This is a genomic window from Shinella sp. G-2 (genome assembly GCF_050172695.1).
In the GTDB taxonomy this organism is placed as follows: Bacteria; Pseudomonadota; Alphaproteobacteria; order Rhizobiales; family Rhizobiaceae; genus Shinella.
In genome coordinates, this window is the sequence record NZ_JBBEYH010000004.1 from 331,347 (window position 1) to 356,345 (window position 24,999).

At 64.3% G+C, this 24,999-nt stretch carries 25 protein-coding genes; 18 read left to right on the forward strand and 7 right to left on the reverse strand.

Annotated elements, in window-relative coordinates; genetic code table 11:
- Positions 1 to 25: 25 nt before the first annotated feature.
- From bcsA to bcsN, 4 genes are read left to right on the forward strand one after another with little or no spacing between them, the layout of a single operon-like run.
- Positions 26 to 2,287: a UDP-forming cellulose synthase catalytic subunit gene (gene bcsA, locus V8U06_RS10635; protein ID WP_226920356.1), complete on the forward strand. Its 2,262-nt coding sequence runs from the start codon at positions 26 to 28 to the stop codon at positions 2,285 to 2,287.
- Positions 2,280 to 4,634: a cellulose biosynthesis cyclic di-GMP-binding regulatory protein BcsB gene (locus V8U06_RS10640; RefSeq protein ID WP_427140591.1), complete on the forward strand. Its 2,355-nt coding sequence runs from the start codon at positions 2,280 to 2,282 to the stop codon at positions 4,632 to 4,634. The genes bcsA and V8U06_RS10640 overlap by 8 nt, the downstream gene beginning before the upstream one ends.
- Positions 4,631 to 6,580: a hypothetical protein gene (locus tag V8U06_RS10645; RefSeq protein WP_427140592.1), complete on the forward strand. Its 1,950-nt coding sequence runs from the start codon at positions 4,631 to 4,633 to the stop codon at positions 6,578 to 6,580. The genes V8U06_RS10640 and V8U06_RS10645 overlap by 4 nt, the downstream gene beginning before the upstream one ends.
- Before the next feature lie 7 nt (positions 6,581 to 6,587).
- The gene (bcsN, locus tag V8U06_RS10650) at positions 6,588 to 7,502 is read left to right on the forward strand and encodes a cellulose biosynthesis protein BcsN (RefSeq protein ID WP_427140593.1); all 915 of its coding nucleotides are present in this window, start codon (positions 6,588 to 6,590) and stop codon (positions 7,500 to 7,502) included.
- Positions 7,503 to 7,505: 3 nt separating this feature from the next.
- Here the strand turns inward: bcsN and V8U06_RS10655 are convergent, their stop codons facing one another.
- Positions 7,506 to 8,387: a LysR family transcriptional regulator gene (locus tag V8U06_RS10655; protein ID WP_427140594.1), complete on the reverse strand. Its 882-nt coding sequence runs from the start codon at positions 8,385 to 8,387 to the stop codon at positions 7,506 to 7,508.
- Positions 8,388 to 8,492: 105 nt separating this feature from the next.
- On the opposite strand from V8U06_RS10655, the gene V8U06_RS10660 reads away from it, so the two are divergent.
- The 3 genes from V8U06_RS10660 (at position 8,493) to V8U06_RS10670 (ending at position 12,263) form a co-directional block, all read left to right on the forward strand.
- Positions 8,493 to 9,989, forward strand: coding sequence for a CoA-acylating methylmalonate-semialdehyde dehydrogenase (locus V8U06_RS10660; protein ID WP_427140595.1), 1,497 nt, complete (start codon positions 8,493 to 8,495; stop codon positions 9,987 to 9,989).
- 116 nt (positions 9,990 to 10,105) lie between these two features.
- Positions 10,106 to 11,197: a YjgN family protein gene (locus tag V8U06_RS10665; RefSeq protein WP_226920350.1), complete on the forward strand. Its 1,092-nt coding sequence runs from the start codon at positions 10,106 to 10,108 to the stop codon at positions 11,195 to 11,197.
- Positions 11,187 to 12,263, forward strand: a complete 1,077-nt coding sequence (locus V8U06_RS10670; protein WP_427140596.1) for a M48 family metallopeptidase — start codon at positions 11,187 to 11,189, stop codon at positions 12,261 to 12,263. The genes V8U06_RS10665 and V8U06_RS10670 overlap by 11 nt, the downstream gene beginning before the upstream one ends.
- A gap of 57 nt (positions 12,264 to 12,320) precedes the next feature.
- Here the strand turns inward: V8U06_RS10670 and V8U06_RS10675 are convergent, their stop codons facing one another.
- Positions 12,321 to 13,364: a Fe(3+) ABC transporter substrate-binding protein gene (locus tag V8U06_RS10675; RefSeq protein WP_226920348.1), complete on the reverse strand. Its 1,044-nt coding sequence runs from the start codon at positions 13,362 to 13,364 to the stop codon at positions 12,321 to 12,323.
- 180 nt (positions 13,365 to 13,544) lie between these two features.
- Here V8U06_RS10675 and rirA point away from each other — a divergent pair, with 180 nt between their 5' ends.
- Positions 13,545 to 14,006, forward strand: a complete 462-nt coding sequence (rirA, locus tag V8U06_RS10680; RefSeq protein ID WP_427140597.1) for an iron-responsive transcriptional regulator RirA — start codon at positions 13,545 to 13,547, stop codon at positions 14,004 to 14,006.
- 37 nt (positions 14,007 to 14,043) lie between these two features.
- Here rirA and V8U06_RS10685 read toward each other — a convergent pair whose 3' ends face one another.
- Positions 14,044 to 14,451 carry a response regulator gene (locus tag V8U06_RS10685; RefSeq protein WP_427140598.1) on the reverse strand — a complete coding sequence of 136 codons (408 nt, stop codon included), beginning with the start codon at positions 14,449 to 14,451 and terminating at the stop codon, positions 14,044 to 14,046.
- A gap of 132 nt (positions 14,452 to 14,583) precedes the next feature.
- Positions 14,584 to 15,303, reverse strand: coding sequence for a helix-turn-helix transcriptional regulator (locus V8U06_RS10690; protein ID WP_427140599.1), 720 nt, complete (start codon positions 15,301 to 15,303; stop codon positions 14,584 to 14,586).
- 489 nt (positions 15,304 to 15,792) lie between these two features.
- On the opposite strand from V8U06_RS10690, the gene V8U06_RS10695 reads away from it, so the two are divergent.
- The 6 genes from V8U06_RS10695 (at position 15,793) to V8U06_RS10720 (ending at position 21,611) form a co-directional block, all read left to right on the forward strand.
- Complete coding sequence (locus V8U06_RS10695; protein WP_226920344.1) at positions 15,793 to 17,388, forward strand: ABC transporter substrate-binding protein; 1,596 nt, start codon at positions 15,793 to 15,795, stop codon at positions 17,386 to 17,388.
- A 98-nt stretch (positions 17,389 to 17,486) separates the two neighbouring features.
- Positions 17,487 to 18,491 (forward strand): ABC transporter permease subunit, encoded by a 1,005-nt coding sequence (locus V8U06_RS10700; protein ID WP_226920343.1) that lies wholly within the window; start codon positions 17,487 to 17,489, stop codon positions 18,489 to 18,491.
- An 11-nt stretch (positions 18,492 to 18,502) separates the two neighbouring features.
- A complete protein-coding gene (locus V8U06_RS10705; protein ID WP_427140600.1) occupies positions 18,503 to 19,411 on the forward strand; it encodes an ABC transporter permease subunit in 909 nt (302 codons plus the stop codon).
- The gene (locus tag V8U06_RS10710) at positions 19,411 to 20,265 is read left to right on the forward strand and encodes an ABC transporter ATP-binding protein (protein ID WP_427140601.1); all 855 of its coding nucleotides are present in this window, start codon (positions 19,411 to 19,413) and stop codon (positions 20,263 to 20,265) included. The genes V8U06_RS10705 and V8U06_RS10710 overlap by 1 nt, the downstream gene beginning before the upstream one ends.
- On the forward strand, positions 20,262 to 21,092 hold the full coding sequence (locus V8U06_RS10715) for a dipeptide ABC transporter ATP-binding protein (protein ID WP_427140602.1): 831 nt from the start codon (positions 20,262 to 20,264) through the stop codon (positions 21,090 to 21,092). Before V8U06_RS10710 ends, V8U06_RS10715 begins: the two co-directional genes overlap by 4 nt.
- Before the next feature lie 9 nt (positions 21,093 to 21,101).
- A complete protein-coding gene (locus tag V8U06_RS10720; RefSeq protein ID WP_427140603.1) occupies positions 21,102 to 21,611 on the forward strand; it encodes a gluconokinase in 510 nt (169 codons plus the stop codon).
- Between the two features lie 34 nt (positions 21,612 to 21,645).
- On the opposite strand, the gene V8U06_RS10725 is transcribed toward V8U06_RS10720, so the two are convergent.
- Entirely contained in the window at positions 21,646 to 22,446 is an 801-nt protein-coding gene (locus V8U06_RS10725) for a response regulator (protein WP_427140604.1), read from the reverse strand.
- Between the two features lie 149 nt (positions 22,447 to 22,595).
- Between V8U06_RS10725 and V8U06_RS10730 the strand changes: the two genes are divergently transcribed.
- A complete protein-coding gene (locus V8U06_RS10730) occupies positions 22,596 to 22,790 on the forward strand; it encodes a NepR family anti-sigma factor (protein ID WP_427140605.1) in 195 nt (64 codons plus the stop codon).
- Positions 22,791 to 22,865: 75 nt separating this feature from the next.
- On the opposite strand, the gene V8U06_RS10735 is transcribed toward V8U06_RS10730, so the two are convergent.
- Positions 22,866 to 23,126, reverse strand: coding sequence for a YMGG-like glycine zipper-containing protein (locus V8U06_RS10735; protein WP_226920336.1), 261 nt, complete (start codon positions 23,124 to 23,126; stop codon positions 22,866 to 22,868).
- Positions 23,127 to 23,155: 29 nt separating this feature from the next.
- A complete protein-coding gene (locus tag V8U06_RS10740) occupies positions 23,156 to 23,311 on the reverse strand; it encodes a DUF3309 family protein (RefSeq protein ID WP_427140606.1) in 156 nt (51 codons plus the stop codon).
- A 179-nt stretch (positions 23,312 to 23,490) separates the two neighbouring features.
- Between V8U06_RS10740 and V8U06_RS10745 the strand changes: the two genes are divergently transcribed.
- The 3 genes from V8U06_RS10745 to V8U06_RS10755 all read left to right on the forward strand — a co-directional run bounded on the left by V8U06_RS10745 (position 23,491) and on the right by V8U06_RS10755 (position 24,649).
- Positions 23,491 to 23,688, forward strand: a complete 198-nt coding sequence (locus V8U06_RS10745) for a CsbD family protein (protein WP_023514832.1) — start codon at positions 23,491 to 23,493, stop codon at positions 23,686 to 23,688.
- 161 nt (positions 23,689 to 23,849) lie between these two features.
- Positions 23,850 to 24,014 carry a DUF1328 domain-containing protein gene (locus V8U06_RS10750; RefSeq protein ID WP_226920333.1) on the forward strand — a complete coding sequence of 55 codons (165 nt, stop codon included), beginning with the start codon at positions 23,850 to 23,852 and terminating at the stop codon, positions 24,012 to 24,014.
- Positions 24,015 to 24,148: 134 nt separating this feature from the next.
- Positions 24,149 to 24,649 carry a TIGR00645 family protein gene (locus V8U06_RS10755; RefSeq protein ID WP_226920332.1) on the forward strand — a complete coding sequence of 167 codons (501 nt, stop codon included), beginning with the start codon at positions 24,149 to 24,151 and terminating at the stop codon, positions 24,647 to 24,649.
- Positions 24,650 to 24,999: the final 350 nt, after the last annotated feature.

The window sequence follows — 24,999 nt, forward strand, 5'->3', positions numbered from 1 at the left end:
CCGCGATGCAAATGGGGTTCTTCAAATGCACATGACGTGCGTCAAATGGCTGGCGATTCCCGCCGGCTTGCTCGGGCTGTTCCTTCTCTGGCTGCCGATCAGCCTCCAGGCCCAGCTTATTCTCAGTTTCGCCGTGCTCGGCGTGATGTTCCTGGCGATGACCCGCCCGAAGAGCACCACCTTCCGGCTCGTCACCTTCACCTTCGCCGGCATTCTCGCGATGCGTTACGCCTTCTGGCGCACGACCGAGACGCTGCCCAGCATCCATGAACCGCTGAACTTCATCCCCGGCCTGATCCTCTATCTCGCCGAGATGTACTGCCTCGCCATGCTGGCGATCAGCTTCTTCATGCTGGCCGACCCGCTGGAGCGCAAGGCGCCCGAAATCGGCGATGCCGCGGACCTGCCGACCGTCGACGTCTTCATTCCTTCCTACAACGAGGAGCCGGAACTGCTCGCCGGCACGCTGGCGGCCGCAAAATCCCTGCTCTATCCCAAGGACAAGCTGAACGTCTATCTGCTGGACGACGGCGGCACGGAGGCCAAGCGCAACCACAAGGATCCGCGCATCTCGATTGCCGCGATCCGCCGCCACGAGCAGCTGAAGGCCCTCTGCGCCTCGCTCGGCGTGCACTACCACGCCCGCAAGCAGAACGACCATGCCAAGGCCGGCAACCTCAACGAGGGCCTGAAGATCTCGAACGGCGAGCTCGTCGTCGTCTTCGACGCCGACCATGCGCCGGTCAGGGCTTTCCTGCGCGAGACGGTCGGTTATTTCGCCAAGGACAAGAAGCTCTTCCTCGTCCAGACGCCGCACTATTTCCTCAATCCCGATCCGCTGGAAAAGAACCTCCAGACCTTCGCGCGCATGCCTTCGGAAAACGAGATGTTCTATTCGATCCTGCAGCGCGGGCTCGACAAGTGGAACGCGTCGTTCTTCTGCGGCTCGGCGGCCGTGCTGCGCCGCTCGGCGCTTGCGACGGCCAACGGCTTTTCGGGCCAGTCGATCACCGAGGATTGCGAGACGGCGCTGGCGCTGCATTCCAAGGGCTGGCACAGCATCTATGTCGACAAGCCGCTGATCGCCGGCCTGCAGCCGGAGACCTTCGTCTCCTTCATCGGCCAGCGCGCCCGCTGGTGCCAGGGCATGCTGCAGATCCTCATCCTCAACCGGCCGTTCCTCGCCAAGGGCCTGACGCTCGCCCAGCGCATCTGCTATGCCGGCATCAACCTCTTCTGGCTGTTCCCGCTGTCACGGCTCGCCTTCGTCTTCTCGCCGCTGCTCTACATCTTCTTCTCGCTGGAGATTTACCAGGCGAACATCCTCGAATTCGCCTCCTATGCCGTGACCTATCTCATCGGCTCCTTCGCGATGCAGAGCTACCTTTACGGCCGCGTGCGCTGGCCCTGGGTGTCCGAGCTTTACGAATATGTCCAGTCGGTCATGCTGTTCGGCTCGATCCTCAGCGTGGTCCGCAATCCGCGCAAGCCCACCTTCAATGTCACCGCCAAGGGCCAGACGCTGGACCGCAGCATGCTGTCGCCGCTCGCCCGGCCCTATTTCCTCATCTTCTTCGTGCTTTTGGCCGCCGCGCTCTATTCCGGATACCGCTTCCTGACGGAGCCGGTCGCCACCGAGCTCCTGACCATCGTCGCCGGCTGGAACCTCATCAATCTCGGTCTTGCCGGCGCGGCGCTCGGCGTCGTCGCCGAACGGCGCGAGCTGCGCCGCAACCAGCGCCTGCCGGTCAAGCGCCACGCGCTGATGAAGATGGACGGCAAGCTCAGCAACATCATCGTGCAGGATGCCTCCTTCGGCGGCGTCTCGGTGGAATTCGTCGAGCAGGCGCCGCAGATCGACCCGGAGAACCCGGTCGAGGCGACGATCCAGCTGCGCCGCGGCGGCCAGGTCATCGCCTTCGACGTGGTCTGCCGCTCGAGCCGCAGTCTGGGCGAGGGCGCCGTCTACGGCTTCGCCTACAAGGAGCGCACGCCGGAAACCTTCCTCGCCATTGCCGAGCTGATGTATTCCGACCAGGCCGTGCTGCAGGAGCGCCTGACCCGCCGCCAGGTGCGCGGCAGCTTCTTCTGGGGCACCTCGCGCTTCATGCTGTGGAGCATTCGCGAGACGCTGCGGGCGCTGCGCTATGCCGCCGGCCTCATCCGCGAAAACGCCGTCACCTCCGTCGCCGACGCCCCCATCGTCGTCAAGGAGAACAATGCCCAGATTTCCGGCCGCACCCCCGAGCTGCCGCCGGTCCTGACAGGAACCCAGGCCTATGGCTAAGCCTCTTCTTCTCGCTCCCCTCGGCCTCGGCCTCGCCCTCATCCTCGCCTCCGCCGGCCTCGCCCGCGCGGAAGGCCTGGTGGCCGACGCTGCCCGGCCCCTCCTGGAAAGCACCGCCCTTTCCGGTGGCCTCATGCCCGAACCGGTAGAAACTGGCACCGCCGCGCAGCCGGAAGAGGCTGCCGCGGGCCATCTCGTGCCCTTCGAACAGTCGGCCGATGCCTTCACGCTGTCGGGCGAGGATGCCGTGGCGACCTTCACCTTCGCGCTCGACGGCCCGCAGGCCGCTGCCGGCGGTGCGCTGAACCTTGCCTATGTCAACGCCGTCTCGGTCCTGCCCGACACGGCGCGGATGGATATCGAGGTCAACGGCCGCGAGGCCGGCAGTTTCCCCATCGTCTCGCCGAACGGCGTGCGCACCGAGGCGCTGCGCGTCGGCGCGGAATTCCTGAAGGCCGGCCGCAACGAGGTGCGCCTGCGCGCCCGCCAGCATCACCGGGTCGATTGCTCGCTGGAGGCGACCTATGAGCTCTGGACGAAGCTCGATCCCAAGCTGACCGGCTTTTCCGCGACGGTGCCGTCCGCCTTCACCGATTTCGACAGCCTGCTCTCCGTCCGCCGCAACGCGGCGCAGCGCACGGATGTCCGCATCGTCGTGCCCGACGCGCTGACGGCCGAGGCGCTCGACGAAGTCGCGCCGGCCCTTCAGGCGCTGGTTCTCTTCCTCGATCGCGACGACGTGACGGTCTCCGTCGCCGATACGCCCGGCACCGGTCCGGGCATCGATCTCGTCATGGCGATGGACCGCGCCGGCGCCGCCACGCTTTCCCGGCTCGGTCTTTCCGCCGCGCCGCGCGGCCTTTCCGTCGCGGCGGGCGCGTCGGACGAGCGGGCGACGGTCGTTCTGCGCGCCGGCAGCCTCGGTGACATCAACACGGCCGTGCTTGCCGCCGTGAAGGGGCCGATGGCCGACGGGTTGAAATCCGGCATTTTCGGCAAGGGCAGGGGCGTTCTTGCGGTGGACGCCGGCGAGCGCCGCAGCCTGAAGGAAGCCGGCTACGAGACCCGCGTCTTCTCCGGCCGCCTTTCGCGCACCGACTTCACCGTCGAAATGCCGGCGGATTTCTATCCGGCCGAATATGCGACCATCGATCTGCGCCTTTCCGCCGCCACCTCGCCGGGGCTGGAGCAGACCGCCCAGCTTCTCGTGCGCGTCAACGACAAGGTCGTGACGAGCTATCCCTTCCGCAACCGCGAGGGCCAGCAGTTCGACGGCAAGCGCATCGAACTGCCGCTGCGCGCCTTCCAGCCGGGCGTAAACCGGGTGGAGCTGCTTGCCGAATTGCCGGTCGCCGCGGATGCCGCCTGCCGGCCGGAGGAGCGCGACGACGCCAAGCCGCGCTTCATCCTGCTCGACACGACGGCGATCGAGGTGCCGGACCTTGCCCGCGTCGGCCGGTTGCCGGATCTCGCGGCGCTCGCCGGCAAGGCCTATCCCTATGGCGGCGGCAAGCCGTTCGATCTCGTCATCGACCGGTCGGATTCCCAGTCGGTCGGCGCGGGCCTGACGATGCTCTCGCGCCTTGCGCTTTCGGCCCGTTCGCCGCTGAACGCAAAGATCGTCCTCGGCGCGCCGGCCGCAGGCACGGGCCGCGACGCCCTCGTCGTTTCTTCGCAGAACGACTTTGCCGAGCTTGGCAAGACGGGCAAGGCCGCCTTCCCGGATGCGGGCGACGTCACCGCTTCCCTCGCCGATCTCATGAAGACCGATCCGGTCGTCACCGCCTCGGTCTCGACCGGCGGCGGCGACGATACGGCAGACCTGCTGCAGGCCTTCCACAAATCGACGGCGGCGGAAGAGGATGACCTGTCCTTCGGCTCGCGCGCCCAGCTCTGGTTCTCCGCCGCCTCGAAGAACTTCGGCCGCTGGCTGAACTACGAGGATGCGGACGGCGCCAGCCTTGCCCATGGCGAGGGCTCGCTCGTCACGCTGTCGCAGATGCAGTCGCCCGACGGTCTCGCCACCTGGACGGTGATCAAGGCCAATTCCCCGCGCGATGTGGATGCCGGCGTGCAGCGTCTCGTCGAGCCGTCCGTCTGGCGCGGCCTTCAGGGCGGCACCGCCTCCATCGAGACGGCAAGCCTGTCGCTGGTGAGCCTTCCGGCCGCCGACCGCTATATCGCGGACCTTGCCGACCGCAGCCCCGGCAATCTTCGCCGGGTGGCGGCCGCCTGGTTCTCCGACAATTTCCAGATCTATGTGCTGCTCGTGCTCGCCAGCCTCGGCCTCTTCGCCGCCTGGCTCGGCCTGACGGTGCCGCGCAAGGGCGTGAGGTCCGACACATGAGAACGCTTTTCCTGTCCGCCCTTCTCCTCGGCTCGACCGCGCTTTCGGTCCTTGCCGCGGACAAGAAGCCCGCACCCGATGCGGTGGAATTGGCCGCGCTCTATTACTACGTCGAGCAGAAACAGCAGGACCGGCTCGATGCCGAGACGAGCCGGCTGCGGCTGAAATACCCCGATTTCGTCGTGCCGGCGGATGTCTATACGCCCGCGGCGCGTCAGGTCGACGAAAGCACGCTCTGGGCGCTCTACGAGAAGGACGACTTCACCGGCATCGAGGCCGAGATCGGCCGCCACCGCTCGCAGACCCCCGAATGGATGCCGAGCGCGGATTTTTCCGAAAAGCTCGCCCGTCGCAAGCAGCGCGTCGAGATGACCGCCGCGACCGCCCGCAAGGACTGGATGGGCGTCATCGAGGCGGCAAAGACGCTCGACCCCTCCAGCGAGACGGAGGTCGATCTCGTCTGGATGCTGCTCGACGCCTATGCCGGAACGGGCAGCAAGGATGCGCTGACCACGGTCTATCGCGGCCTTCTCTTCCGCGAGGGCGACAAGCGCCTGCCGGATGCGCAGATCCTGACGACGCTGCAGAAGTCGACGCGGGATTTTGCCGCCGAGGACGTGCGCAAGGCCATGAGCCTCTTTGCCGCTTCGCCGCTGCTGCAGGCCGGTCTTCAGCCGGTCGAACTCGACCTCACGCGCAAGGATGTCGCCGACTTCAATGCGGACGACAAGCGCCAGACGCCGCTTGCCGACGGCGAGATCGCCAAGCTGCGCACCGTCGCGGAAAAGGGCGAGCGCCTCGAGGACCTGTCGCTGCTCGGCTGGTACGACCTGAAGCTCAAGACGCCGGACAGCGCCGAGCGCTGGTTCAAGGCCGCGCTCGCCAAGCGCCGCGACGCGGAAAATGCCAAGGGCCTCTATCTCTCGCTCGTCGCGATGAACAAGCAGGACGAGGCCTATGCCGTCGCCGAGGATTATATCGCCGAATTTTCCGGTGACCCGGAATTCCTGATGAACGCGCTGTCGCTGCGCTTCTCCAAACCCGACCAGCCGGATGCGGACGTGAAGACCGTCACGGCCTACAGCAATGCGATCCTCGCGACGAAGAATGCCGACCATGCGGAAATCCTCGCCTGGTACGCCTATAATTCCCGCCAGTACGAGGCCTCGAAAGCCTGGTTCCTGAAGGCGCTCGACTGGGAAAGCGCGCCGGTGCGCGTCAAGGGCCTTGCCCTCAGCCTGCTGCGCCTCGGCGAAAAGCAGGATTATGCAGCGCTCGAGGACGAATACCGGGCCGTCTACCCGGATATCTGGGCGGAGATAAAGGTCGCGACGCCGCCGAAGGGCGGCCGGCGCAGCGTCGCCGTCGAAATGCCCGTCGCCTCCGCATCCTCGGCCGCCACCGGCTACCTCGCCCATTTCAAGGCCAAGCGCTTCAGCGCCTGCGTCAAGGAAATCGCGGGCATGGAAGCGCGCGGCGCGGTCTCCGCCGATGCCATGCTCATCAAGGGCTGGTGCCATCTGGAACTCAGCCGTCTTGCCGAGGCCCGCAACGCCTTCGAGGCGGCGCTCGGCAACAGCCGCACCCGGCAGGACGCCGCCTATGGCGCGGCGCTGACCCTTCTGCGCGGCCGCCTGACGGACGATGCCGAGGCGATGATCGCCATGTATCCGCTGGCGGAAAAGCGCGACCGGGAGGTGCGGGCCGAAATCTACTGGCAGCGCGCCCGCTCGGCCTTCGATCACAAGCAGTATCAGCGTGTGCTCGATGCGCTGAACGCCCGCGCGGCCCTCGTCGCCGAGCCGGCCGATCTCAGCCAGTTGCGCGGCTGGGCCTATTACCATCTCGGCAACCGGGGGCAGGCGCAGGCCGTCTTCGCGCGGCTGAACATGAGCCTTTACGATCCGGCGGCGGCCCGTGGCCTTGCCGTCTCCTCGACCCGATAGGTGCCCGATGCTGCGGCTGATCCTCGCTCTTCTTCCCCTCCTTGCTGCCGGCTGCACCGCCGTGCACGACCCGTTCCTCGAGACCGGCGCCATCCGTCCCGATGCCCCGTCGATCGCGACGGAGGTCTCGCCGGAATTTGCCGCCGCCTACCTGCCGTCGATCTCCGGCCGCATCGAGAGCGTGCGCCAGACGGCGCGCGACGGCTTCTTCGAGCAGGCGATCGTCTATTCCAACGCCACGGCCTCGGCGGGCGAGAACGTGCTGACGGTGCGTGTCGGCACGCCCTCCGAGGGCGCGGTCTTCCTGCGCGCGCCGACGCGGCGCGCCGTCATGGCCGAGATGCGGCAGGCGCTGCCGGGCGTCGCGATGACGATCAGCTCGGCCGCCGGCGAGAACGTGCACGGCGTCTATGGGTATGCGACCGGGCCGCTCGGGACATCGGGAAGCTGCCTCTATGCCTGGCAGTTCGCCAAGCGCGTCTCGCCGCTGAAGGAAACCGCGCTCGGCCGGCTCGAGACGGGCGCCTATTCGGCGCAGGTGCGCCTGCGCTTCTGCCATCCCACCATGCCGGAGGACCGTATCGCCGCGCTGATGGGCGGCATGCGTCTGAAGCCGGTGACGCGCGATACCTTCGCCATGCTGCAATATGCCGGCGGTTCGGGTTATGCGCGCAGCGCCGGGCCCGTTCTCGCCCGCAGCGAGCCCGTCGTCCTCACCGAGGACAGCGTCGAGCCGCGCCGCACGCCGAAGCGCCGCGTCGTCGTGGAGGAAAAGCGGGCGGAAGAGCCGGCCGTCATCCGCAACGCCGTGCGCGTTCCGCTGCCGGGCGAAACGGTCGGGAAGACGGCCGTCGTGTCCGAGACGAAGAAGACGCCGGCGAAAAGCGCGCTCGTGCCCCTGCCGGAAACCGCCTCGAACTGACCCTCACAGGAAGATGGCGTGCTCCTGCTGCACGAGTTCCTGCACGAACTCGGCGACGGTGCGCACGCGCGCCAGGTCCCGTGCGCTTTCGTGCCAGGTCGTCCAGTAGGCGCGGCGGATCGTGTTGGCCGGCAGCAGGCGGACGAGTTCGGGATACTGCCGGGCGATATAGTCGTGCAGGATGCCGACGCCCGCGCCCGAGCGCACGGCCTCCGTCTGGCCTGTGGCGCTGGAAATCTCGAAACTGGCATCCCAGCTACGCATGATCTCGCCGGTGAAATTGAGCGAGGCCGTGAAGATCAGGTCTTCCACATAGCCGACGCGCCGGTGCGCCTTCAGGTCTTCCACCGTTTCCGGCGTGCCGTTTTCCGAGAGATAGTCGCGCGAGGCATAGAGGCCGAGCGTATAGTCCGTGAGTTTCGAGGAGACGAGACGGCCCTGCTCTGGCCGCTCCAGCGTGATCGCGATATCGGCCTCGCGCTGGGAAAGCGAGAAGGAACGCGGCACGGGCACGAGCTGGATCTTCAGCTCCGGATGCCGGGCGGTCAGCCGGCCGAGGCGCGGAGCGAGGAAGGAGACGCCGAACCCGTCGGGCGCGCCGACGCGCACGGTGCCGGCGACGGCGGTGTCGATGCGGCCGATGCTGGCCTGCATCGCCAGCATTTCCGTTTCCATCCGCTCGGCCGCACGCAGAAAGGCCTCGCCCTCGGCGGTGAGGTCGCAGCCATTGGTGCGGCGGATGAGAAGGCGGGTCTTCAGCGCCTCCTCGAGCGCGCTGACACGGCGGCTGAGCGTCGCGTGGTTGACGCCGAGGCGGCGGGAGGCGGCGAGCAGCTGGCCGGTGCGCGCCACCGCCAGGAACATGCGGGCATCATCCCAGTTCATGGGGCCTCCGACTTTAATTTTTGCACAACGGTTCCTTACAGGAGGTGATTGTGTTGTGCAAATTGTAGTGCAATGATCCCGCCATAACCACGGAGGACTCCCCCAATGTACGAGATCGGCCACTTCATCCACGGCAAGAAGGTTCCCGGCACCAGCGGCCGCACCGCCAATGTCTACAACCCCGCGACGGGCGAAGTTCAGGCGCAGGTCGCGCTCGCCAGCGACGCCGACCTCCAGGCCGCCATCGACAGCGCGAAGTCCGCGCAGCCGAAATGGGCCGCCACCAACCCGCAGCGCCGCGCCCGCGTCTTCATGAAGTTCGTCGAACTCCTGAACACGCACATGGACGAACTGGCCGTGCTGGTCTCGCGTGAGCATGGCAAGACGGTGGAAGACTCCAAGGGCGACGTCATCCGCGGCCTCGAAGTCTGCGAATTCGTCATCGGCATCCCGCATCTTTCCAAGAGCGAGTTCACCGAAGGCGCCGGCCCCGGCATCGACATGTATTCGATCCGCCAGCCGGTCGGCATCGGCGCGGGCATCACGCCGTTCAACTTCCCGGGCATGATCCCGATGTGGATGTTCGCCCCGGCCATCGCCTGCGGCAACGCCTTCATCCTCAAGCCCTCCGAGCGCGACCCGTCGCTGCCGATCCGCCTTGCCGAACTGATGATCGAAGCCGGCCTGCCGGCAGGCATCCTCAACGTCGTCAACGGCGACAAGGGTGCGGTCGACGGCATTCTGGCGCATCCGGATATCGCTGCCGTGTCCTTCGTCGGCTCCACGCCGATCGCCCGCTACGTCTATGGCACCGCTGCCGCCAACGGCAAGCGCGCCCAGTGCTTCGGCGGCGCGAAGAACCACATGATCATCATGCCCGATGCCGACCTGGACCAGGCCTGCAACGCGCTGATGGGCGCCGGCTACGGCTCGGCCGGCGAGCGCTGCATGGCGATCTCCGTCGCCGTTCCGGTCGGTGAAGAGACGGCGAACCGCCTGATCGAAAAGCTGACGCCGATGATCGAGAGCCTGCGCATCGGTCCGTACACGGACGAGAAGGCCGACATGGGCCCGGTCGTCACCAAGGAAGCCCAGACCCGCATCCTCGGCCTCATCGACAAGGGCGTCGAAGAAGGCGCGAACCTCGTCGTCGACGGCCGCGGCTTCAAGCTGCAGGGCTATGAAGACGGCTACTTCGTCGGCGGCTGCCTGTTCGACAACGTCACGCCGGACATGGAAATCTACAAGACCGAAATCTTCGGCCCGGTCCTCTCGGTCGTTCGCGCCAAGAACTACGAGGAAGCCCTCGACCTGCCGATGAAGCACGAATACGGCAACGGCGTCGCGATCTTCACGCGCGACGGCGACGCGGCGCGCGATTTCGCCAGCCGCATCAACATCGGCATGGTCGGCGTCAACGTTCCGATCCCGGTTCCGCTCGCCTACCATTCCTTCGGCGGCTGGAAGTCCTCGGCCTTCGGCGACCTCAACCAGCACGGCATCGACTCGATCAAGTTCTGGACCCGCACCAAGACCGTGACGAGCCGCTGGCCGTCGGGCATCAAGGGCGGCGCGGAGTTCTCCATCCCGACCATGAAGTGATCCGCCTTCCCTGAACCGTCGAAAGGGCTCCCCCGGGAGCCCTTTTTTGTGCCTTGCGAAGAATAGGTCGCAAGCGCGGCCCGTTACCCCCCTGTTCATTATCGAAGGGGGCAAACATGTCTTTGGCAGGAACGCCGCAACCCGCGGGGCAGGCGGGCGGCTTTCATCGCCTTGTCTTTACCGGCAAGGCCTCGGAATATTTCGGCATCTGGATCGTCAATGTGCTGCTGACGATCCTCACGCTCGGCATCTACTCCGCCTGGGCGAAAGTCCGGCGCAATCGTTATTTCTACGGCAACACCGTTCTGCTCGGCCGGTCGTTCGAATATCACGCCAAGGGTCTGCAGATCCTGATCGGCCGTCTCATCGTGCTCGCCGCGCTTGTCGTGCTCAACATCATCGCGGCGGTGGTGCCGATCCTCGTGCTGCTGCCGACCGCGGTGGTCCTGATCGCGCTGCCCTGGCTGGTCGCCAAGGGCCTGCGATTCAGCGCGCGGGTGACGAGCTACCGCAACGTGCGCTTCGACTTCGTCGGCGGCGCCGGCGGTGCGTTCAAGGCCTTCATCCTCGGCGGCGTGCTCTCGGTGCTGACCCTCGGCATCCTGACGCCGCTCGCCAGCCGCTGGGCCGCGCGCTATCTCGGCGCGAACCTGCGCTACGGCGGCAAGGCCTTCGATACCGACCCGAGGCTCGGCCCGCTCTACAAGTCGTGGCTGCTGTCGCTCCTCATCGTCCTCATCGGTCTTGTCATCATCGCGCTGCTGGTGTTCGTGAACCTTCCGCTCATCCTGCCGATGATCGAGACGCCCGGCCTGCTGACACCGGACCAGCAGATACCGCTGATCTTCAGCGCGGTCCTCGGCTATATCGTGATCTTCGTGACGTTCGGCGTCGCGGGTCTGTTCTACCGGGCCGGCGTGCGCAACATCGCCTGGTCCGCCACGACCTTCGATGGCCAGCACCGGCTGCTGAGCGACGTGTCGCGCACCCGCTATACCTGGATCGCCATTTCCAACGTGCTCGTCACGCTCCTCACCTTCGGCCTGATGCGGCCCTGGGCGGCGGTGCGCATGGCGCGCTATACGTGGCAGCACACGGGCGTTACCTTCGCCGGTGACGTCGGCGAGCTGTTCGGCGCCATCGAGGCGCAGGGCTCGGCCGTCGGCTCCGAGTTCATGGATTTTGAAGGGTTCGATTTTGGCTTCTGACAACGCAGCCATCGCCGGCGGGGAATGGCACCCCGCCGGCTCCAGCCGCTCGGTGGAGGCCCGGCTCGTCGAAAGGGGCGGCGAGATCGCGGCCATGCCGGCGAGCGGTGACAAGCCTCTCTCCGGCGCCGGTCTTGCCTGGGTGGAGATATCCGAGCGCGTCGGCTCCGTTCCCCGCCGGGTGACGTTTCCCGATGGCTCGATCTTCGAGACGTCGGACAATGAGGGCATCGACCGGTACCTCGCCGCACGCGGCAGGGGCGGGGCGGGGGCCGTGCACTGGCTTGAACAGTTCCGCCTGCGCCTCATCGTGATCGTGCTCGTCGCCTTCGCGCTCGGCGGCGCGGTCTATCGCTGGGGCGTGCCGGCGCTGGTCGAGGTCGCCGTCTGGACGACGCCGCCCATCGTGCCGCAGCTGATGGCGAAGGGAACGCTGGAGGCGCTCGACAAGGCGGCCTTCTCGCCGAGCAAGCTGCCGGAGGCCCGCCGCAAGGAGATCGCCGACGGTTTCGCCCGCATCGCGGCGCAGTCGCCGCGCGGGGCAGGGGCCTATAACCTCAATTTCCGCGACGGCGGCGTCATCGGGCCGAACGCCTTCGCCCTGCCGGACGGCACGCTCGTCGTCACCGACCAGCTCGTCGAGATGGCGGGCAAGGACACCGAGATGATCGTCGGCGTGCTCGCGCACGAGATCGGCCATGTCGAGCTGGAGCACAGCCTGCGCCAGCTCTACCGCGCCGCGGGCATGACCGGCCTCATCATGCTGATCGCCGGCGATGTCGGCTCGGCGGTGGAGGACGTGCTGGTGCAGGGCGGCGGCTTGCTGGCGCTGTCCTATTCGCGCTCCGCCGAAGCGGCGGCCGACCGCCGCTCCGTCGAACTGATGGCCAAGGCCGGCTATGAGCCGGCGGCGATCGCCCGTTTCTTCACGCTTCTCGAAGAAAAGCTCGGCGACAAGTCCGGCACGGACATCCTTTCGACCCATCCCGGCACGCCGCAGCGCAAGAAGGAGATCATCGACTACGCCCGCATCATCTCCGGCCAGTCGGATCCCGACCTGCAATAAACGAAAACGGCGGCCCGAGGGCCGCCGTTCCTGGTTTTGCCTTGGGAGGCTGGATTTTTACTGCGACGGGCCGTCGTTGTAGCCGACCTTGTCGACGAGTTCCGAGGCCTTCTTGCGATTGGCCGCGATGTCGATGAGCGGCAGCGCGTCGGGCTTCAGCGTACCGAAGGACTTGACGACCTCCGACGGTTCGGCGCCCGGCAGGACCGGATATTCGTAGACCTGCTCGGCATAGATCTTCTGCGCGGTGCCGTCGGACAGGAATTCCATCAGCTTCAGCGCATTGTCCTTGTTCGGGGCGTTCTTGGCCATGGCCATGCCCGAGACGTTGACATGCGAGCCACGATCGGCGGCGTTCGGGAAGAGCACCTTGATGGCGGCGGCCCATTCCTTCTGTTCCGGCTCCTTCTCGTTGGTCATCATCAGACCGACATAGTAGGAGTTGCCGAGCGCCAGGTCGCATTCGCCGGCGAGGATGGCCTTCGCCTGGTCGCGGTCGCCGCCGTCGGGCTTGCGGGCGAGGTTGTTCTTCAGGCCCGTCAGCCACTTCTCGGCTTCGGCTTCGCCATGGTGGGCGATCATCGAGGCGATGAGGCCGATATTGTAGGAGTGCTGACCGTCACGCGTGCAGATCTTGCCCTTCCACTTCGGGTCGGCAAGCTCCTCATAGGTGATCTCGTTCTGCGCGACGCGGTCCTTCGAGGCATAGACGACGCGCGAGCGCGTGGTCAGGCCGAACCAGTTGCCATCCGGATCGCGGTACTGCGCCGGGATGTCCTTGTTGATGACGTCGCTCGAGACCGGCTGCGTGACGCCGCCTTCCTTGGCTTCCGTCAGGCGGGAAATGTCGACCGTCAGGATGACGTCGGCCGGCGAATTGGCGCCTTCTGCCTGGATGCGCTCGACAAGGCCCTTGTCGAGGAAGAGCACGTTGGTGGCGATGCCGGTTTCCTTGGTGAATTCGTCGAGCAGCGGCTGGATCAGGTCCGGCTGACGGTAGGAGTAGATATTGACTTCACCATCGGCATGGGCGGGCAGGGCAAAGGCCAGGCCGGCAGTCGAGAGGGCAAGGGCGGCGAGAGACGTCTTGAGCAGTTGCATCGGGTCCTCCTGGTGCATTTATTCTTTACTGCTAAAGTCGTCTTTAACGGCTTGCCCCCCGCAGTCAATCGTGCGACCTGTCGCATAACATGAATGTGATTTTCCGCTTTTTGGAATTGTTCTAAACCGCGATCTGTCCTATATGTCGTGGAACCTGAAAAACCGGATTCGGAGTCCCCGATGCGTCTGACGAAACAAACCAACTATGCCGTGCGCATGTTGATGTACTGCGCGGCAAACGGTGAGAAGCTCAGTCGCATTCCGGAAATCGCGCGTGCCTACGGCGTCTCCGAACTGTTTCTCTTCAAGATCCTTCAGCCGCTGACGCGGGCGGGCATCATCGAAACGGTGCGCGGCCGCAACGGCGGCGTTCGCCTGCCGAGGCCGGCAAACGAGATCACGCTGTTCGACGTCGTGCGGGTGACGGAGGATTCCTTCGCCATGGCGGAATGCTTCGAGGCGGGTGAGATCGAATGTCCGCTCGTCGACAGCTGCGGCCTCAATGCCGCGCTGCGCAAGGCGCTCAACGCGTTCTTCGAGGTGCTGCAGCAGTACACGATCGACGATCTCGTCAAGGCACGCCCGCAGATCGGCATGCTGCTCGGCCTCGAAAGTGCCGCCGCCCGCCAGCCGGCGGCCTGACACGGCTCAAAGTCCCGGCGCCCGCGCCGGGACTTGATCAGATGCCGGCGCCGGTATCGCGCCCCACATATTCCTGCAGGATGAATTCGATGGCGGTCGGGTCGAGCTCGGCCTTGTCGATGCGGAAGTCGACGCCGTAGTCGTCGATCTTCTGGAAATAGGCGTCGCTGATCGACGACGAGATGACGCCGACCGGGCCGATGTAGCCGGTGCGGCGCAGTTCCGGCACCGTCTCCCGGAAATCCGCCTGCGGCTGAAGCCGGTTGTCCATCAGGATCATGTCCAGCCTTACGTCGCCCGACCGGATGAAGCCGAGCGCGCCATCCACCGTCTCCACATAGTGCAGGGTGATCGCGTAGCTCGTGATCTTGCGCATCAGCGCGCCTAGAATAACGTTTTCCGCGGGATCGTCATCGACGAGCAGGATGTGCACTTGTGCTGTCATGGTGGCAGGTGAACCCGGTTGCGTCTGGCAGGCGGTAGGCCCCGAAAACCGGGGGCTAATGTCGTCCAGGCTGCAAATATTAACAAGTCCCTAACTTTTCTTTCCGCAATGCCGTGGACCTGGTTGGCGGCATTACTGGATGATCTGTTCACGGATCGCCTTCGCGACCATTTGCGTGCGGTTCACCACGTCGAGCTTCTTCAGGATCGTGGCGGTATGCGAGTTCACCGTATGCTCGGAAACGGAGACGATGAGCGCGATCTCGCTCGCCGTCTTGCCATAGGAGATCCAGCGCAGGATTTCCGTCTCGCGCGGCGTCAGCCCCATGCCCGCCTTGTTGGCGAGCACCTGGCGGTGGAAATAGTCGAAGGCGCAGTTGGCTTCGTAGCAGATTTCGAAGTGCTCGTTGCGGCTGATGTCCTCGCCGTCGCCGAGGAAGAGCACGACATAGCGCGTGCCGGTGACGGAATGCACCGGAATGGACAGCGCCATGTCGAAGCCGATCTGGTCGAGGAAGTCGGCGCTGCCGGCCGAGCCGTTCTCGTCGCGTTCGTCCGTGCGCCAGACCGTCGGGATCGTCGATTTGTAGAAGCTCTTGAAGAGGGCGCAATCGTTGAGGCGATGGCGCTTGTCGTAGGCCTCGGCGAGGCCTGCCGGCAGATCGTGCAGCATGAGGCGGCCGGCAAGCAGGCTCGTCTCGTGTTCGTTGGTCAGCTGCAGCACGCCGAAATGCTCGAAATCGTGCCGGAGAGCCATGGTGTGAAAGATACGAAAGAAATCGACGCGATTGAGAGCCTTCTCAAGATCGCCTTCAAAATCGTAGCGTCTGAAATGTCTGTTCAATACGGGCACGTGGCCTCCACCCCCAGATTCCACGCAATGCAATCTAGCGCCGCAATCTCCGGCGGCAAAGGGTTTTGCAGGACAATTTCACGAGGACCCGGCATTTTCTTGCCGGCCAAAGTGCCAAGTCTTTGAAGTGTAAGGGGAAAAACGAAAGAGGGGCTGCTTTCGCCCGATGTCGTCGCTCCGCCGCCACGGAGCGAGACGGCGAAGAGCAGCCCCTCTAGCCTCGTTGTCCTTTTATGGCACGGCCCTTGCGGCGCGCCTATCCGCCCAGATGGGGATTGACCGCCGCCCGAAAGCTGATTCGCCCCCGGTTTTGCAGCGGTTTCTAATGCTGTGGAGAAGAAAGTTGCGCGGGTTTTTCCGTTTGGACAAATTTGTTCGCGGACTTATTGCAATCCTGCGGCAAATGTCGTTCCATCCGCGCACGGACGGGGCTGGAACTGCACCCGTGACCGCACAAGAGAACAAAAAAGCAAACCTGGGAAGCTCAACATGAAAAAGCTGACTACTCTCTTCGCAGCGACGGCGCTTGCCTCGCTGATGGCGACTGCTGCCTGGTCGAAGACCTTCGTTTATTGCTCGGAAGCCTCGCCGGAAGGCTTCGACCCCGGCCTCTACACGGGTGGCCAGACCTTCGACGCCGCAGCGCACACGGTTTACAACCGCCTGGTCGAATTCAAGCGCGGCACGACGGAAATCGAACCCGCCCTCGCCGAGAGCTGGGACATTTCGGCTGACGGCAAGGAATACACCTTCAAGCTCCGCAAGGGTGTGAAGTTCCAGACGACGGACTACTTCACCCCGACCCGTGAGCTGAACGCCGACGACGTCATCTTCTCGTTCGAGCGCCAGTACAAGACCGACAACGCCTGGAACAAGTACGTACCGGGTGCGTCCTGGGAATACTTCGCAGGCATGGGCCTGCCGGACGTGATCGAGAAGATCGAGAAGATCGACGACCTCACGGTCAAGATCACGCTGAAGCGCCCGGAAGCGCCGCTGCTCGCCAACCTCGGCATGCCCTTCATCTCCATCGTTTCCAAGGAATATGCCGACAAGCTGCAGGCTGACGGCAAGATGGAACTGATGAACCAGCAGCCGCTCGGCACCGGTCCGTTCACCTTCGTCGCCTACCAGCCGGATGCCGCCATCCGCTACAAGGCCAACCCGGACTACTGGGGCGGCAAGCAGCCGATCGACGATCTCGTCTTCGCGATCACCCCGGATGCTGCCGTTCGCGCGCAGAAGCTGAAGGCTGGCGAATGCCACCTGATGTCCTACCCGAACGCTGCCGACGTCGCCGAACTGAAGGCCGATGCCAACCTGCAGGTTTCCGAGCAGGCCGGCCTCAACGTCGCCTACCTCGCCTACAACACGCTCGTTCCGCCGTTCGACAAGGTTGAAGTCCGCAAGGCGCTCAACATGGCGGTCAACCGCCAGGCGATCGTCGACGCCGTGTTCCAGGGCGCGGCCACCGTCGCCAAGAACCCGATCCCGCCGACCATGTGGTCGTACAACGACGCCGTCGAAGACGACAAGTACGATCCGGAAGCCGCCAAGAAGATGCTCGAAGAAGCCGGCGCCGCTGGCCTCAAGATGAAGATCTGGGCCATGCCGGTTGCCCGTCCGTACATGCTGAACGCCCGCCGCGCAGCAGAACTGATGCAGGCCGACCTCGCCAAGATCGGCGTCGAAGCCGAGATCGTCTCCTACGAATGGGCTGAATACCTGAAGCTCTCCTCCGCCAAGGACCGCGATGGCGCGGCCATCCTCGGCTGGACGGGCGACAACGGCGACCCGGACAACTTCCTCGACACCCTGCTCGGCTGCGATGCCGTCGGCGGCAACAACCGCGCGCAGTGGTGCAACAAGGAGTTCGACGACCTGATGACCAAGGCGAAGGAAACCGCCGACGTCGCAGAGCGCACAAAGCTCTATGAAGAAGCCCAGGTCATCTTCAAGCGCGAAGCCCCGTGGAACACGCTCGACCACTCGCTGGCCGTCGTTCCGATGAGCAAGAAGGTTTCTGGCTTCGTCCAGTCTCCGCTCGGCGACTTCGTCTTCGAAGGCGTGGACATCGCCGAGTAATATCGGTTACGGGAAAGGCACGCCGCAAAGAGCGTGCAATGGCCGGCGGCTCGAAGACATTCGGGCCGCCGGTTTTTCAAAAGAAGGGATTGGCTCCCATGTTTCGCTTTATCTTCGGACGGCTCGCCGTCCTGATACCCACGTTCATCGGGGTATCGCTCATCGCATTCTCCTTCATCCGTTTGCTGCCGGGCGATCCGGTCATGCTGATGTCGGGCGAACGCGTCATGTCGCCGGAACGCCACGCTGAGCTCATGCATCAGCTCGGCCTCGACCGGCCGATGTATCTCCAGTACTTCGACTATCTGACCGGCCTGCTCACGGGCGATTTCGGCTCGTCGATCGTCACCAAGCGGCCGGTGCTGGACGACTTCCTCAACCTCTTCCCGGCAACGCTGGAACTGTCGCTCTGCGCCATCATCGTGGCGGTCGTGCTCGGCATTCCCGCCGGCGTGCTGGCGTCGGTCAAGCGGGGGACCTGGCTCGACCAGTCGATCATGGGCGTCGCCCTCATCGGCTATTCGATGCCGATCTTCTGGTGGGGTCTGCTGCTCATCATCTTCTTCTCCGGCTATCTCGGCTGGACGCCGGTCTCGGGACGCATCTCGCTGATGTATTTCTTCCCGCAGGTCACCGGCTTCATGCTGATCGACAGTCTGATCTCGGGACAGGCGGGGGCGTTCAAATCGGCGCTGACCTACCTGATCCTGCCGACCGTCGTGCTCGCGACGATCCCGCTCGCGGTGATCGCGCGCCAGACCCGTTCGGCCATGCTGGAAGTGCTCGGCGACGACTACGTGCGCACCGCGCGCGCCAAGGGCCTCTCGCCCTTCCGCGTCATCGGCGTGCACGCGCTGCGCAATGCCATGATCCCCGTCATCACCACGATCGGCCTGCAGGTCGGCGTGCTGCTCGCGGGCGCCATCCTCACCGAGACGATCTTCTCCTGGCCGGGCATCGGCAAGTGGATGGTCGACAGTGTCTTCAAGCGCGACTATGCCGTGGTGCAGGGTGGCCTGATGCTGATCGCCGCCGTCATCATGATCGTCAACCTCGTGGTCGACCTGCTTTACGGCTGGGTCAACCCGCGTATCCGGCACTAGGAGGCGATCTCATGAGTGCAGTTCAGAACGCGGCCGACACCAAGACAGGCGGCACGCCGCCGTCAGGCCTTTCCGAATTCTGGTTCTATTTCTCCCGCAACAAGGGCGCCGTCATCGGCCTCGCGGTCTTCCTGGTGATCCTGTTCCTGGCGGTCTTCGCCCCGATCGTTTCGCCGCATAGCCCGAGCATCCAGAACCGCGAACTCCTTCTCCTGCCGCCGGTCTTCTCCGAGGGCGGCACCTGGGGGCACATTCTCGGGACCGACGCCGTCGGTCGCGACATCCTCTCGCGCCTCATCTACGGCGCGCGTTTCTCGCTCTTCATCGGTCTCGTCGTCGTGACGCTGTCGGTGGTCTCGGGCGTGCTGATCGGTCTCGTCGCAGGCTACTTCCGCGGCAAGGTCGACACCTTCATCATGCGTATCATGGACATCATCCTGGCGTTCCCCTCGCTGCTGCTCGCCCTCGTGCTGGTGGCCGTGCTGGGACCGGGCCTGCTCAATGCGATGATCGCCATCTCGCTCGTCAACCAGCCGCACTTCGTGCGTCTGACGCGTGCGGCGGTCATGGCGGAGAAGTCCAAGGACTATGTCGTCGGTTCGCAGGTCGCCGGTGCCGGCACGCTGCGCCTGATGTTCCTCACCATCCTGCCGAACTGCCTTGCGCCGCTCATCGTCCAGGCCACGCTCGCCTTCTCGGCGGCGATCCTCGACGCGGCCGCCCTCGGCTTCCTCGGCATGGGCGCCCAGCCGCCGACCCCGGAATGGGGCACGATGCTGGCCGAAGCGCGCGAGTTCATCCAGCGCGCCTGGTGGGTCGTCACCTTCCCCGGCCTTGCCATCCTGATCACCGTGCTTGCCATTAACCTCATGGGTGACGGCCTGCGCGACGCCCTCGATCCCAAGCTGAAGAGGTCGTGATGTCGCTTCTCGAAATCAAAAACCTCACCGTCGAATTCCAGACGGCTTCCGGTCCCTTCCGCGCCGTGGACGGCGTTTCGCTCAAGGTGGACGAGGGCGAAGTCCTCGCCATCGTCGGCGAATCCGGTTCGGGCAAGTCCGTTTCCATGCTCGCCGCCATGGGGCTTCTGCCCTGGACGGCGAAGGTGACGGCCGACGTCCTCACCTTCAACGGTCGCGACATGCAAGCCATGTCCGACAGCGAGCGGCGCAAGATCATCGGCAAGGACATCGCCATGATCTTCCAGGAACCGATCGCCAGCCTCAATCCGTGCTTCACGGTGGGCTACCAGATTGAGGAAGTGCTGCGCATCCACACGGATCTTTCCGGCAAGGCGCGCCGCGACCGGGCGATCGAACTCTTCCAGTCGGTCGGCATCCCGAACCCGGCGGAACGCCTCGGCCACTATCCGCACCAGATGTCGGGCGGCCAGTGCCAGCGTGTCATGATCGCGACCGCGCTTGCCTGCAATCCGAAGCTTCTCATCGCCGACGAGCCGACCACCGCGCTCGACGTGACGATCCAGAAGCAGATTCTCGACCTCCTGATGAAGCTCCAGGCCGAACACGGCATGGGTCTCATCATCATCACCCACGACATGGGCGTCGTCGCCGAAACCGCGGACCGGGTCATCGTGCAGTACAAGGGCCGCCAGATCGAGTCGGCCGACGTGCTGTCGCTCTTCTCGGCTCCCAAGAGCGTCTATACCAAGGCGCTGCTGTCGGCCCTGCCGGAAAACGCGACCGGCGGCCGCCTGCCGACGATCACGGAAAAGCTGACCGACGCCGAGATTTTTGCGGGAGCCATGCGATGACCCCAGTTCTCGAAGCAAAGAACCTCAAGCGCGACTACCATATCCCGGGAAGCCTCTTCAAACCGGCCAAGACCGTTCACGCCGTCAAGGGTGTCAGCTTCAAGGTCGAAGAAGGCAAGACGCTCGCCATCGTCGGCGAGAGCGGCTGTGGCAAGTCCACCCTTGCCCGCATGGTCACGATGATCGATCCGATCACCGATGGCGAAATGCTGATCGACGGCCGCAAGGTCGACATCGCGCATGAGCCACTGACCTCGGAAATGCGCAGCAAGGTGCAGATCGTCTTCCAGAACCCCTATGGTTCGCTCAACCCGCGCAAGAAGATCGGCGATATCCTGACGGAGCCGCTGGTCATCAACACCAAGATCCCCGCGGACGAGCGGCGTGACCGCGCCATGGCCATGCTGAAAAAGGTGGGCCTGGAGGAGAAGCATTACGGGCGCTACCCGCACATGTTCTCCGGCGGCCAGCGCCAGCGCGTGGCGATCGCCCGCGCGCTGATGCTCAATCCGCGTCTTCTGGTGCTCGACGAGCCGGTCTCGGCGCTCGACCTGTCGGTGCAGGCTCAGGTGCTGAACCTGCTTGCCGACCTGCAGGACGAGTTCCGCCTGACCTATGTCTTCATCAGCCACGACCTTTCGGTCGTGCGCCACATCGCCAACGATGTGATGGTGATGTATTTCGGCGAAGCCGTGGAATATGGCAGCCGCGACCAGGTCTTCGGCGATCCGCAGCACAGCTACACGAAGACGCTCTTCGCCGCGACGCCGCGCGTCGACGTGGACGCCATCCGCGCCCGCATCGAGCGGCGCAAGGCCGTCGCCTAGGGGCGGACCATGACGGACGCCCGCGCGATTGTCGTCATGGGCGTTTCCGGTTGCGGCAAGACCTCGGTTGCCGAGGGACTTGCCGCAGCCCTTTCCGCCGCCTTCATCGAAGGCGACAGCCTGCACCCCGCCATCAATGTCGAGAAGATGTCGAAGGGCGTTCCGCTGACCGATGCGGATCGCTGGCCCTGGCTCGACGCCGTCGGCCGCGTCGTTTCAGATGCGCGCGAAGAGGGCAGGGATGTCGTGGTGTCCTGCTCGGCCCTGAAGAAGAGCTATCGCGACCGTCTGCGTGCGGCCGCCGGCGGCGCGCTTACCTTCGTCTTCCTCAAGGGGAGCCGCGAACTCCTCCTGTCCCGCATGGCCGCGCGGCAGGGACATTTCATGCCGGTCAGCCTGCTCGACAGCCAGCTTGCGACGCTGGAGGATCCGACCGGCGAACCCGGTGTGGTGACCGTCGATATCGATATGCCGGTCGACGCGATCGTCGCGGCGGCTCTTCGGGGACTGAAAGGCTGAAATGAAAAGGCCCGCTTTCGCGGGCCTTGTCGTCTCATGCGGACTTTGCGAGCCGCGCCTGTTCGTCGAAGAACAGGGCCTGGCTGATCAGCGCCTTCACCATGTCCGGATTGAACGGCTTGGTGACGAGGAAGGCCGGCTCCGGCTTTTCGCCGGTCAGCAACCGCTCGGGGAAGGCGGTGATGAAGATGACCGGGATGGTGCTGTTCTTCAGGATGTCGTTGACGGCGTCGATGCCGGAGCTGCCGTCGGCAAGCTGGATATCCGCCAGCACCATGCGCGGCGAGGTGCGGTGGTAGAGCTCGACCGCTTCGGCATGGGTGCGCGCGATGCCGGTCACATTGTGGCCGAGGCCCTTCACCATGTCCTCGATGTCCATGGCGATCAGCGGTTCGTCCTCGATGATCATGATATCGGTGGCGACCTGTCGCGAAATGTCCTGCGAGGCCTGGTCGAGCAGTTCGGAAAAGCGCTCCTCCGATACGTTCATGATATCGGCGCCTTCGGCAATGTCGAACCCCTCGACGGCGACGAGCAGGAAGGCCTTGCGTTCCGCCGGCGGCAGGTTGGCAAGGTTCGCGGCGGCCTGCCGCTCCCAGCCGAAGGGCGAGCTGTTGTTCGGCAACGTCACGTCGAGATTGTCGAAGAGCGTGCAATAGAGCCGGTAGAGGGCGTTTCGGTCGTTGCGCCCCTCGGGATAAAGCGTGATGTCGGCGACGAGCGCCTCCAGCATGGCCGCCACATAGGCGTCACCGGAGGTCTGCGAACCCGTCACGGCACGAGAAAACCGCCTCAGATAGGCGAGATGCGGTGCGATACGGGTGGAAAGTGACATTTCGTTCTCCCTGAATATGTTCCGTATCGGAACCGTTTCCGCTAGAGTTCATTTTGCGGAAACCTATTGGTAGCATGCTAAGTCTGACTTGCTATTGGGAATCTTGGGCAAAAGGAAGATAGCGGGCGGCAGACGATGGAAACAAGACCATGATCGAGCCCAGTAAAGACAAGAGACGCAGCGGGGCAGGCCCCGCCACGGCCGCCTTCGATCCGAATGGTGCTGTGGGACGCAAGCTCAAATCCTTCTACGACGTCATCGAGACCGAGCCTGTGCCCGATCGTCTGCTCGACCTTCTGGAAAAGCTCGACGAAGCCGAGCGCAAGGCCAAGGGCGGTCTCTGATCGCATTCGTATTCCCTGTTGATGACATGAAGAAACGGGCCGGATGGCCCGTTTTTCGTTTTCGCTTCTGGTGGATCAGCGGCAGCGTGCTTCGTAGCGGCGGCCATGGCGGTCGCGGTAGAGGCAGTAGCCGTCGCGGTCGGAGCGGGCGATGAGATAGCCGGCCGCACCGCCGATGGCCGCGCCGGCAAGCGCGCCGCCTGCCCGGCCCGTCACCGCGCCGCCGATGATGGCGCCCGACGCCGCGCCGATGGCGGTGCCGCGTTCGGTCTGGCTGCAGGCCGTGAGCGTCACGGTGGAGGCGACGAGCGCAAGCGCGATAAGGGTGTTCTTCATGGTTCCGGTTCCTGGCTGGTTATCGGGGTTCAGATGCGTCCCATCAGGACGAGGATGAGAAGGATGAGCACGACGAGGCCGAGGCCGCCGGACGGGCCGTAACCCCAACCGCGGCTATATCCCCAGTTCGGCAATGCACCGATCAGAAGAAGAATGAGGATGATGAGAAGAATGGTACCGAGCATCTGCGCTTCCTTTCCCGTCCGCTTCGCCATCGAGCGATGGGCCCACAACGGGCAGCCGCGGATTTTGTTCCCGGAAAAGCAAAACCGGGGCCGCGGTCGCCAGAAAGGGAACTTTCTCTCCGTTCCAGCCTTTCCCGTCAGCCACATCGGCGCACACCACAACCAGGAAAGGTTACGCCATGAATTGGGATATCATCGAAGGCAAGTGGAACGAGTATAAAGGCAAGGCGCAGGCCCAGTGGGGCAAGCTGACCGATGACGATCTGGACGTCATAAAGGGTCGCCGCGTCGAACTCTCCGGCAAGATTCAGCAGCGCTATGGCCTCGCGAAGGAGGAGGCCGAGCGGCAGATCGACGACTGGACGCGCCGCCACTAGGCTGCTGCGACCCGCCGGTCCCGCTCACGCCGCCGCAGTCGGAAGACTGCGGCGGTTTTCTTTGCGCTATCACGAAGGAGCGCGAATGGATCTTCTTTTCGGTACGGGAACTTTTTTCGCCTGCCCTCGTTTTCCAAAGCGAAACAAGAAGGAGTTTGAAAATGCTCTATTATGCTTTGGTCTTTCTCGTCGTTGCGCTGGTCGCCGGTCTTCTTGGCTTCGGCGGTATCGCCGGCGCCTCTGCCGGTATCGCGCAGATTCTGTTCTTCGTCTTCCTCGCCCTTCTGGTCCTGTCCCTGATCGCGGGCCTCTTCCGTCGGGCATAGGGAGGTTGACACCGAGAAAGGGCGGCGTTTGCGGACGCCGCCCTTTTTGCATGCGCAGCCGTGCTCTTGCGGCCGTCCGGCTCCTTGGTTAATCAGCAGTTGATTTTTGCCGATTCCCGATGGAGCCCGCCGCGATGAAATCCCTCGAACTCCTGGTCGAACGCATCATCCTGTCGAGCCGCTGGATCCTCGTGGTTTTCTATCTCGGCCTCGTCGCGGCGCTTGCCGTCTATGCGGTCTCGTTCCTCTACAAGTTCGTCAAGGTCGCGAAGAACGTCTTCGTCTTCGACGATGCTGAAATGATCCTTGCCATGCTGGGGCTCATCGATGCCGCGCTGGTCGCGAGCCTCATCCTCATGGTGATGATCGCCGGCTACGAGAATTTCGTCAGCCGCTTCGACGAGGCGGAGAAGGACGTCTCCTTCCTTGGCAAGCTCGATGCCGGCAGCCTGAAGATCAAGGTCGCCTCGTCCATCGTCGCGATCTCCTCCATCCATCTGCTGCAGGTCTTCCTCAATGTGCAGCAATATACCGACGGCCGCCTGATGTGGCTGACGCTGATGCATCTGGCCTTCGTCGTCTCTGCCGTGCTGCTCGGTTTCCTCGAGCAGATCATGGGCAAGCTGAAGGGCTGATTGCCGTGCCGAGAGGGGCAGGGGAGGGGCGCCGCGGATATCCGCCGGCGCCTTTTCTTTTGGCCGCAAGTCAAGCGAAAGGGTCGTTTCATCCCCGATATTCGCCTTCTGCACCGGGCGGTTTTTGCTCCAGCAAGGCGGTTGGCGTCTTTTCGGGGCTGTTTTGACCGTCCGGACAAGATTTTCGCGGGGAAAATCCGCAAGCGGGCAGGTCTCACAGAAGGATTTCAGAATATTTCCTTTGAAATCAGTGGCTTGTAAGTTTTTCCAAAAATCTTCAATCTCGCTGTTGACGGGTAAAAATGTTGGGCCTATAACGCCGCTCATCGAACGAGAGCGGCGGCGCTTCT

Excerpts from the sequence above, each read along its gene's own strand:
- bcsA (WP_226920356.1), top strand. The coding sequence starts at position 26 with ATGCACATGACGTGCGTCAAATGGCTGGCGATTCCCGCCGGCTTGCTC.
- V8U06_RS10640 (WP_427140591.1), top strand. The coding sequence starts at position 2,280 with ATGGCTAAGCCTCTTCTTCTCGCTCCCCTCGGCCTCGGCCTCGCCCTC.
- V8U06_RS10645 (WP_427140592.1), top strand. The coding sequence starts at position 4,631 with ATGAGAACGCTTTTCCTGTCCGCCCTTCTCCTCGGCTCGACCGCGCTT.
- bcsN (WP_427140593.1), top strand. The coding sequence starts at position 6,588 with ATGCTGCGGCTGATCCTCGCTCTTCTTCCCCTCCTTGCTGCCGGCTGC.
- V8U06_RS10655 (WP_427140594.1), bottom strand. The coding sequence starts at position 8,387 with ATGAACTGGGATGATGCCCGCATGTTCCTGGCGGTGGCGCGCACCGGC.
- V8U06_RS10660 (WP_427140595.1), top strand. The coding sequence starts at position 8,493 with ATGTACGAGATCGGCCACTTCATCCACGGCAAGAAGGTTCCCGGCACC.
- V8U06_RS10665 (WP_226920350.1), top strand. The coding sequence starts at position 10,106 with ATGTCTTTGGCAGGAACGCCGCAACCCGCGGGGCAGGCGGGCGGCTTT.
- V8U06_RS10675 (WP_226920348.1), bottom strand. The coding sequence starts at position 13,364 with ATGCAACTGCTCAAGACGTCTCTCGCCGCCCTTGCCCTCTCGACTGCC.
- rirA (WP_427140597.1), top strand. The coding sequence starts at position 13,545 with ATGCGTCTGACGAAACAAACCAACTATGCCGTGCGCATGTTGATGTAC.
- V8U06_RS10685 (WP_427140598.1), bottom strand. The coding sequence starts at position 14,451 with ATGACAGCACAAGTGCACATCCTGCTCGTCGATGACGATCCCGCGGAA.
- V8U06_RS10695 (WP_226920344.1), top strand. The coding sequence starts at position 15,793 with ATGAAAAAGCTGACTACTCTCTTCGCAGCGACGGCGCTTGCCTCGCTG.
- V8U06_RS10700 (WP_226920343.1), top strand. The coding sequence starts at position 17,487 with ATGTTTCGCTTTATCTTCGGACGGCTCGCCGTCCTGATACCCACGTTC.
- V8U06_RS10705 (WP_427140600.1), top strand. The coding sequence starts at position 18,503 with ATGAGTGCAGTTCAGAACGCGGCCGACACCAAGACAGGCGGCACGCCG.
- V8U06_RS10710 (WP_427140601.1), top strand. The coding sequence starts at position 19,411 with ATGTCGCTTCTCGAAATCAAAAACCTCACCGTCGAATTCCAGACGGCT.
- V8U06_RS10715 (WP_427140602.1), top strand. The coding sequence starts at position 20,262 with ATGACCCCAGTTCTCGAAGCAAAGAACCTCAAGCGCGACTACCATATC.
- V8U06_RS10720 (WP_427140603.1), top strand. The coding sequence starts at position 21,102 with ATGACGGACGCCCGCGCGATTGTCGTCATGGGCGTTTCCGGTTGCGGC.
- V8U06_RS10725 (WP_427140604.1), bottom strand. The coding sequence starts at position 22,446 with ATGTCACTTTCCACCCGTATCGCACCGCATCTCGCCTATCTGAGGCGG.
- V8U06_RS10730 (WP_427140605.1), top strand. The coding sequence starts at position 22,596 with ATGATCGAGCCCAGTAAAGACAAGAGACGCAGCGGGGCAGGCCCCGCC.
- V8U06_RS10735 (WP_226920336.1), bottom strand. The coding sequence starts at position 23,126 with ATGAAGAACACCCTTATCGCGCTTGCGCTCGTCGCCTCCACCGTGACG.
- V8U06_RS10740 (WP_427140606.1), bottom strand. The coding sequence starts at position 23,311 with ATGCTCGGTACCATTCTTCTCATCATCCTCATTCTTCTTCTGATCGGT.
- V8U06_RS10745 (WP_023514832.1), top strand. The coding sequence starts at position 23,491 with ATGAATTGGGATATCATCGAAGGCAAGTGGAACGAGTATAAAGGCAAG.
- V8U06_RS10750 (WP_226920333.1), top strand. The coding sequence starts at position 23,850 with ATGCTCTATTATGCTTTGGTCTTTCTCGTCGTTGCGCTGGTCGCCGGT.
- V8U06_RS10755 (WP_226920332.1), top strand. The coding sequence starts at position 24,149 with ATGAAATCCCTCGAACTCCTGGTCGAACGCATCATCCTGTCGAGCCGC.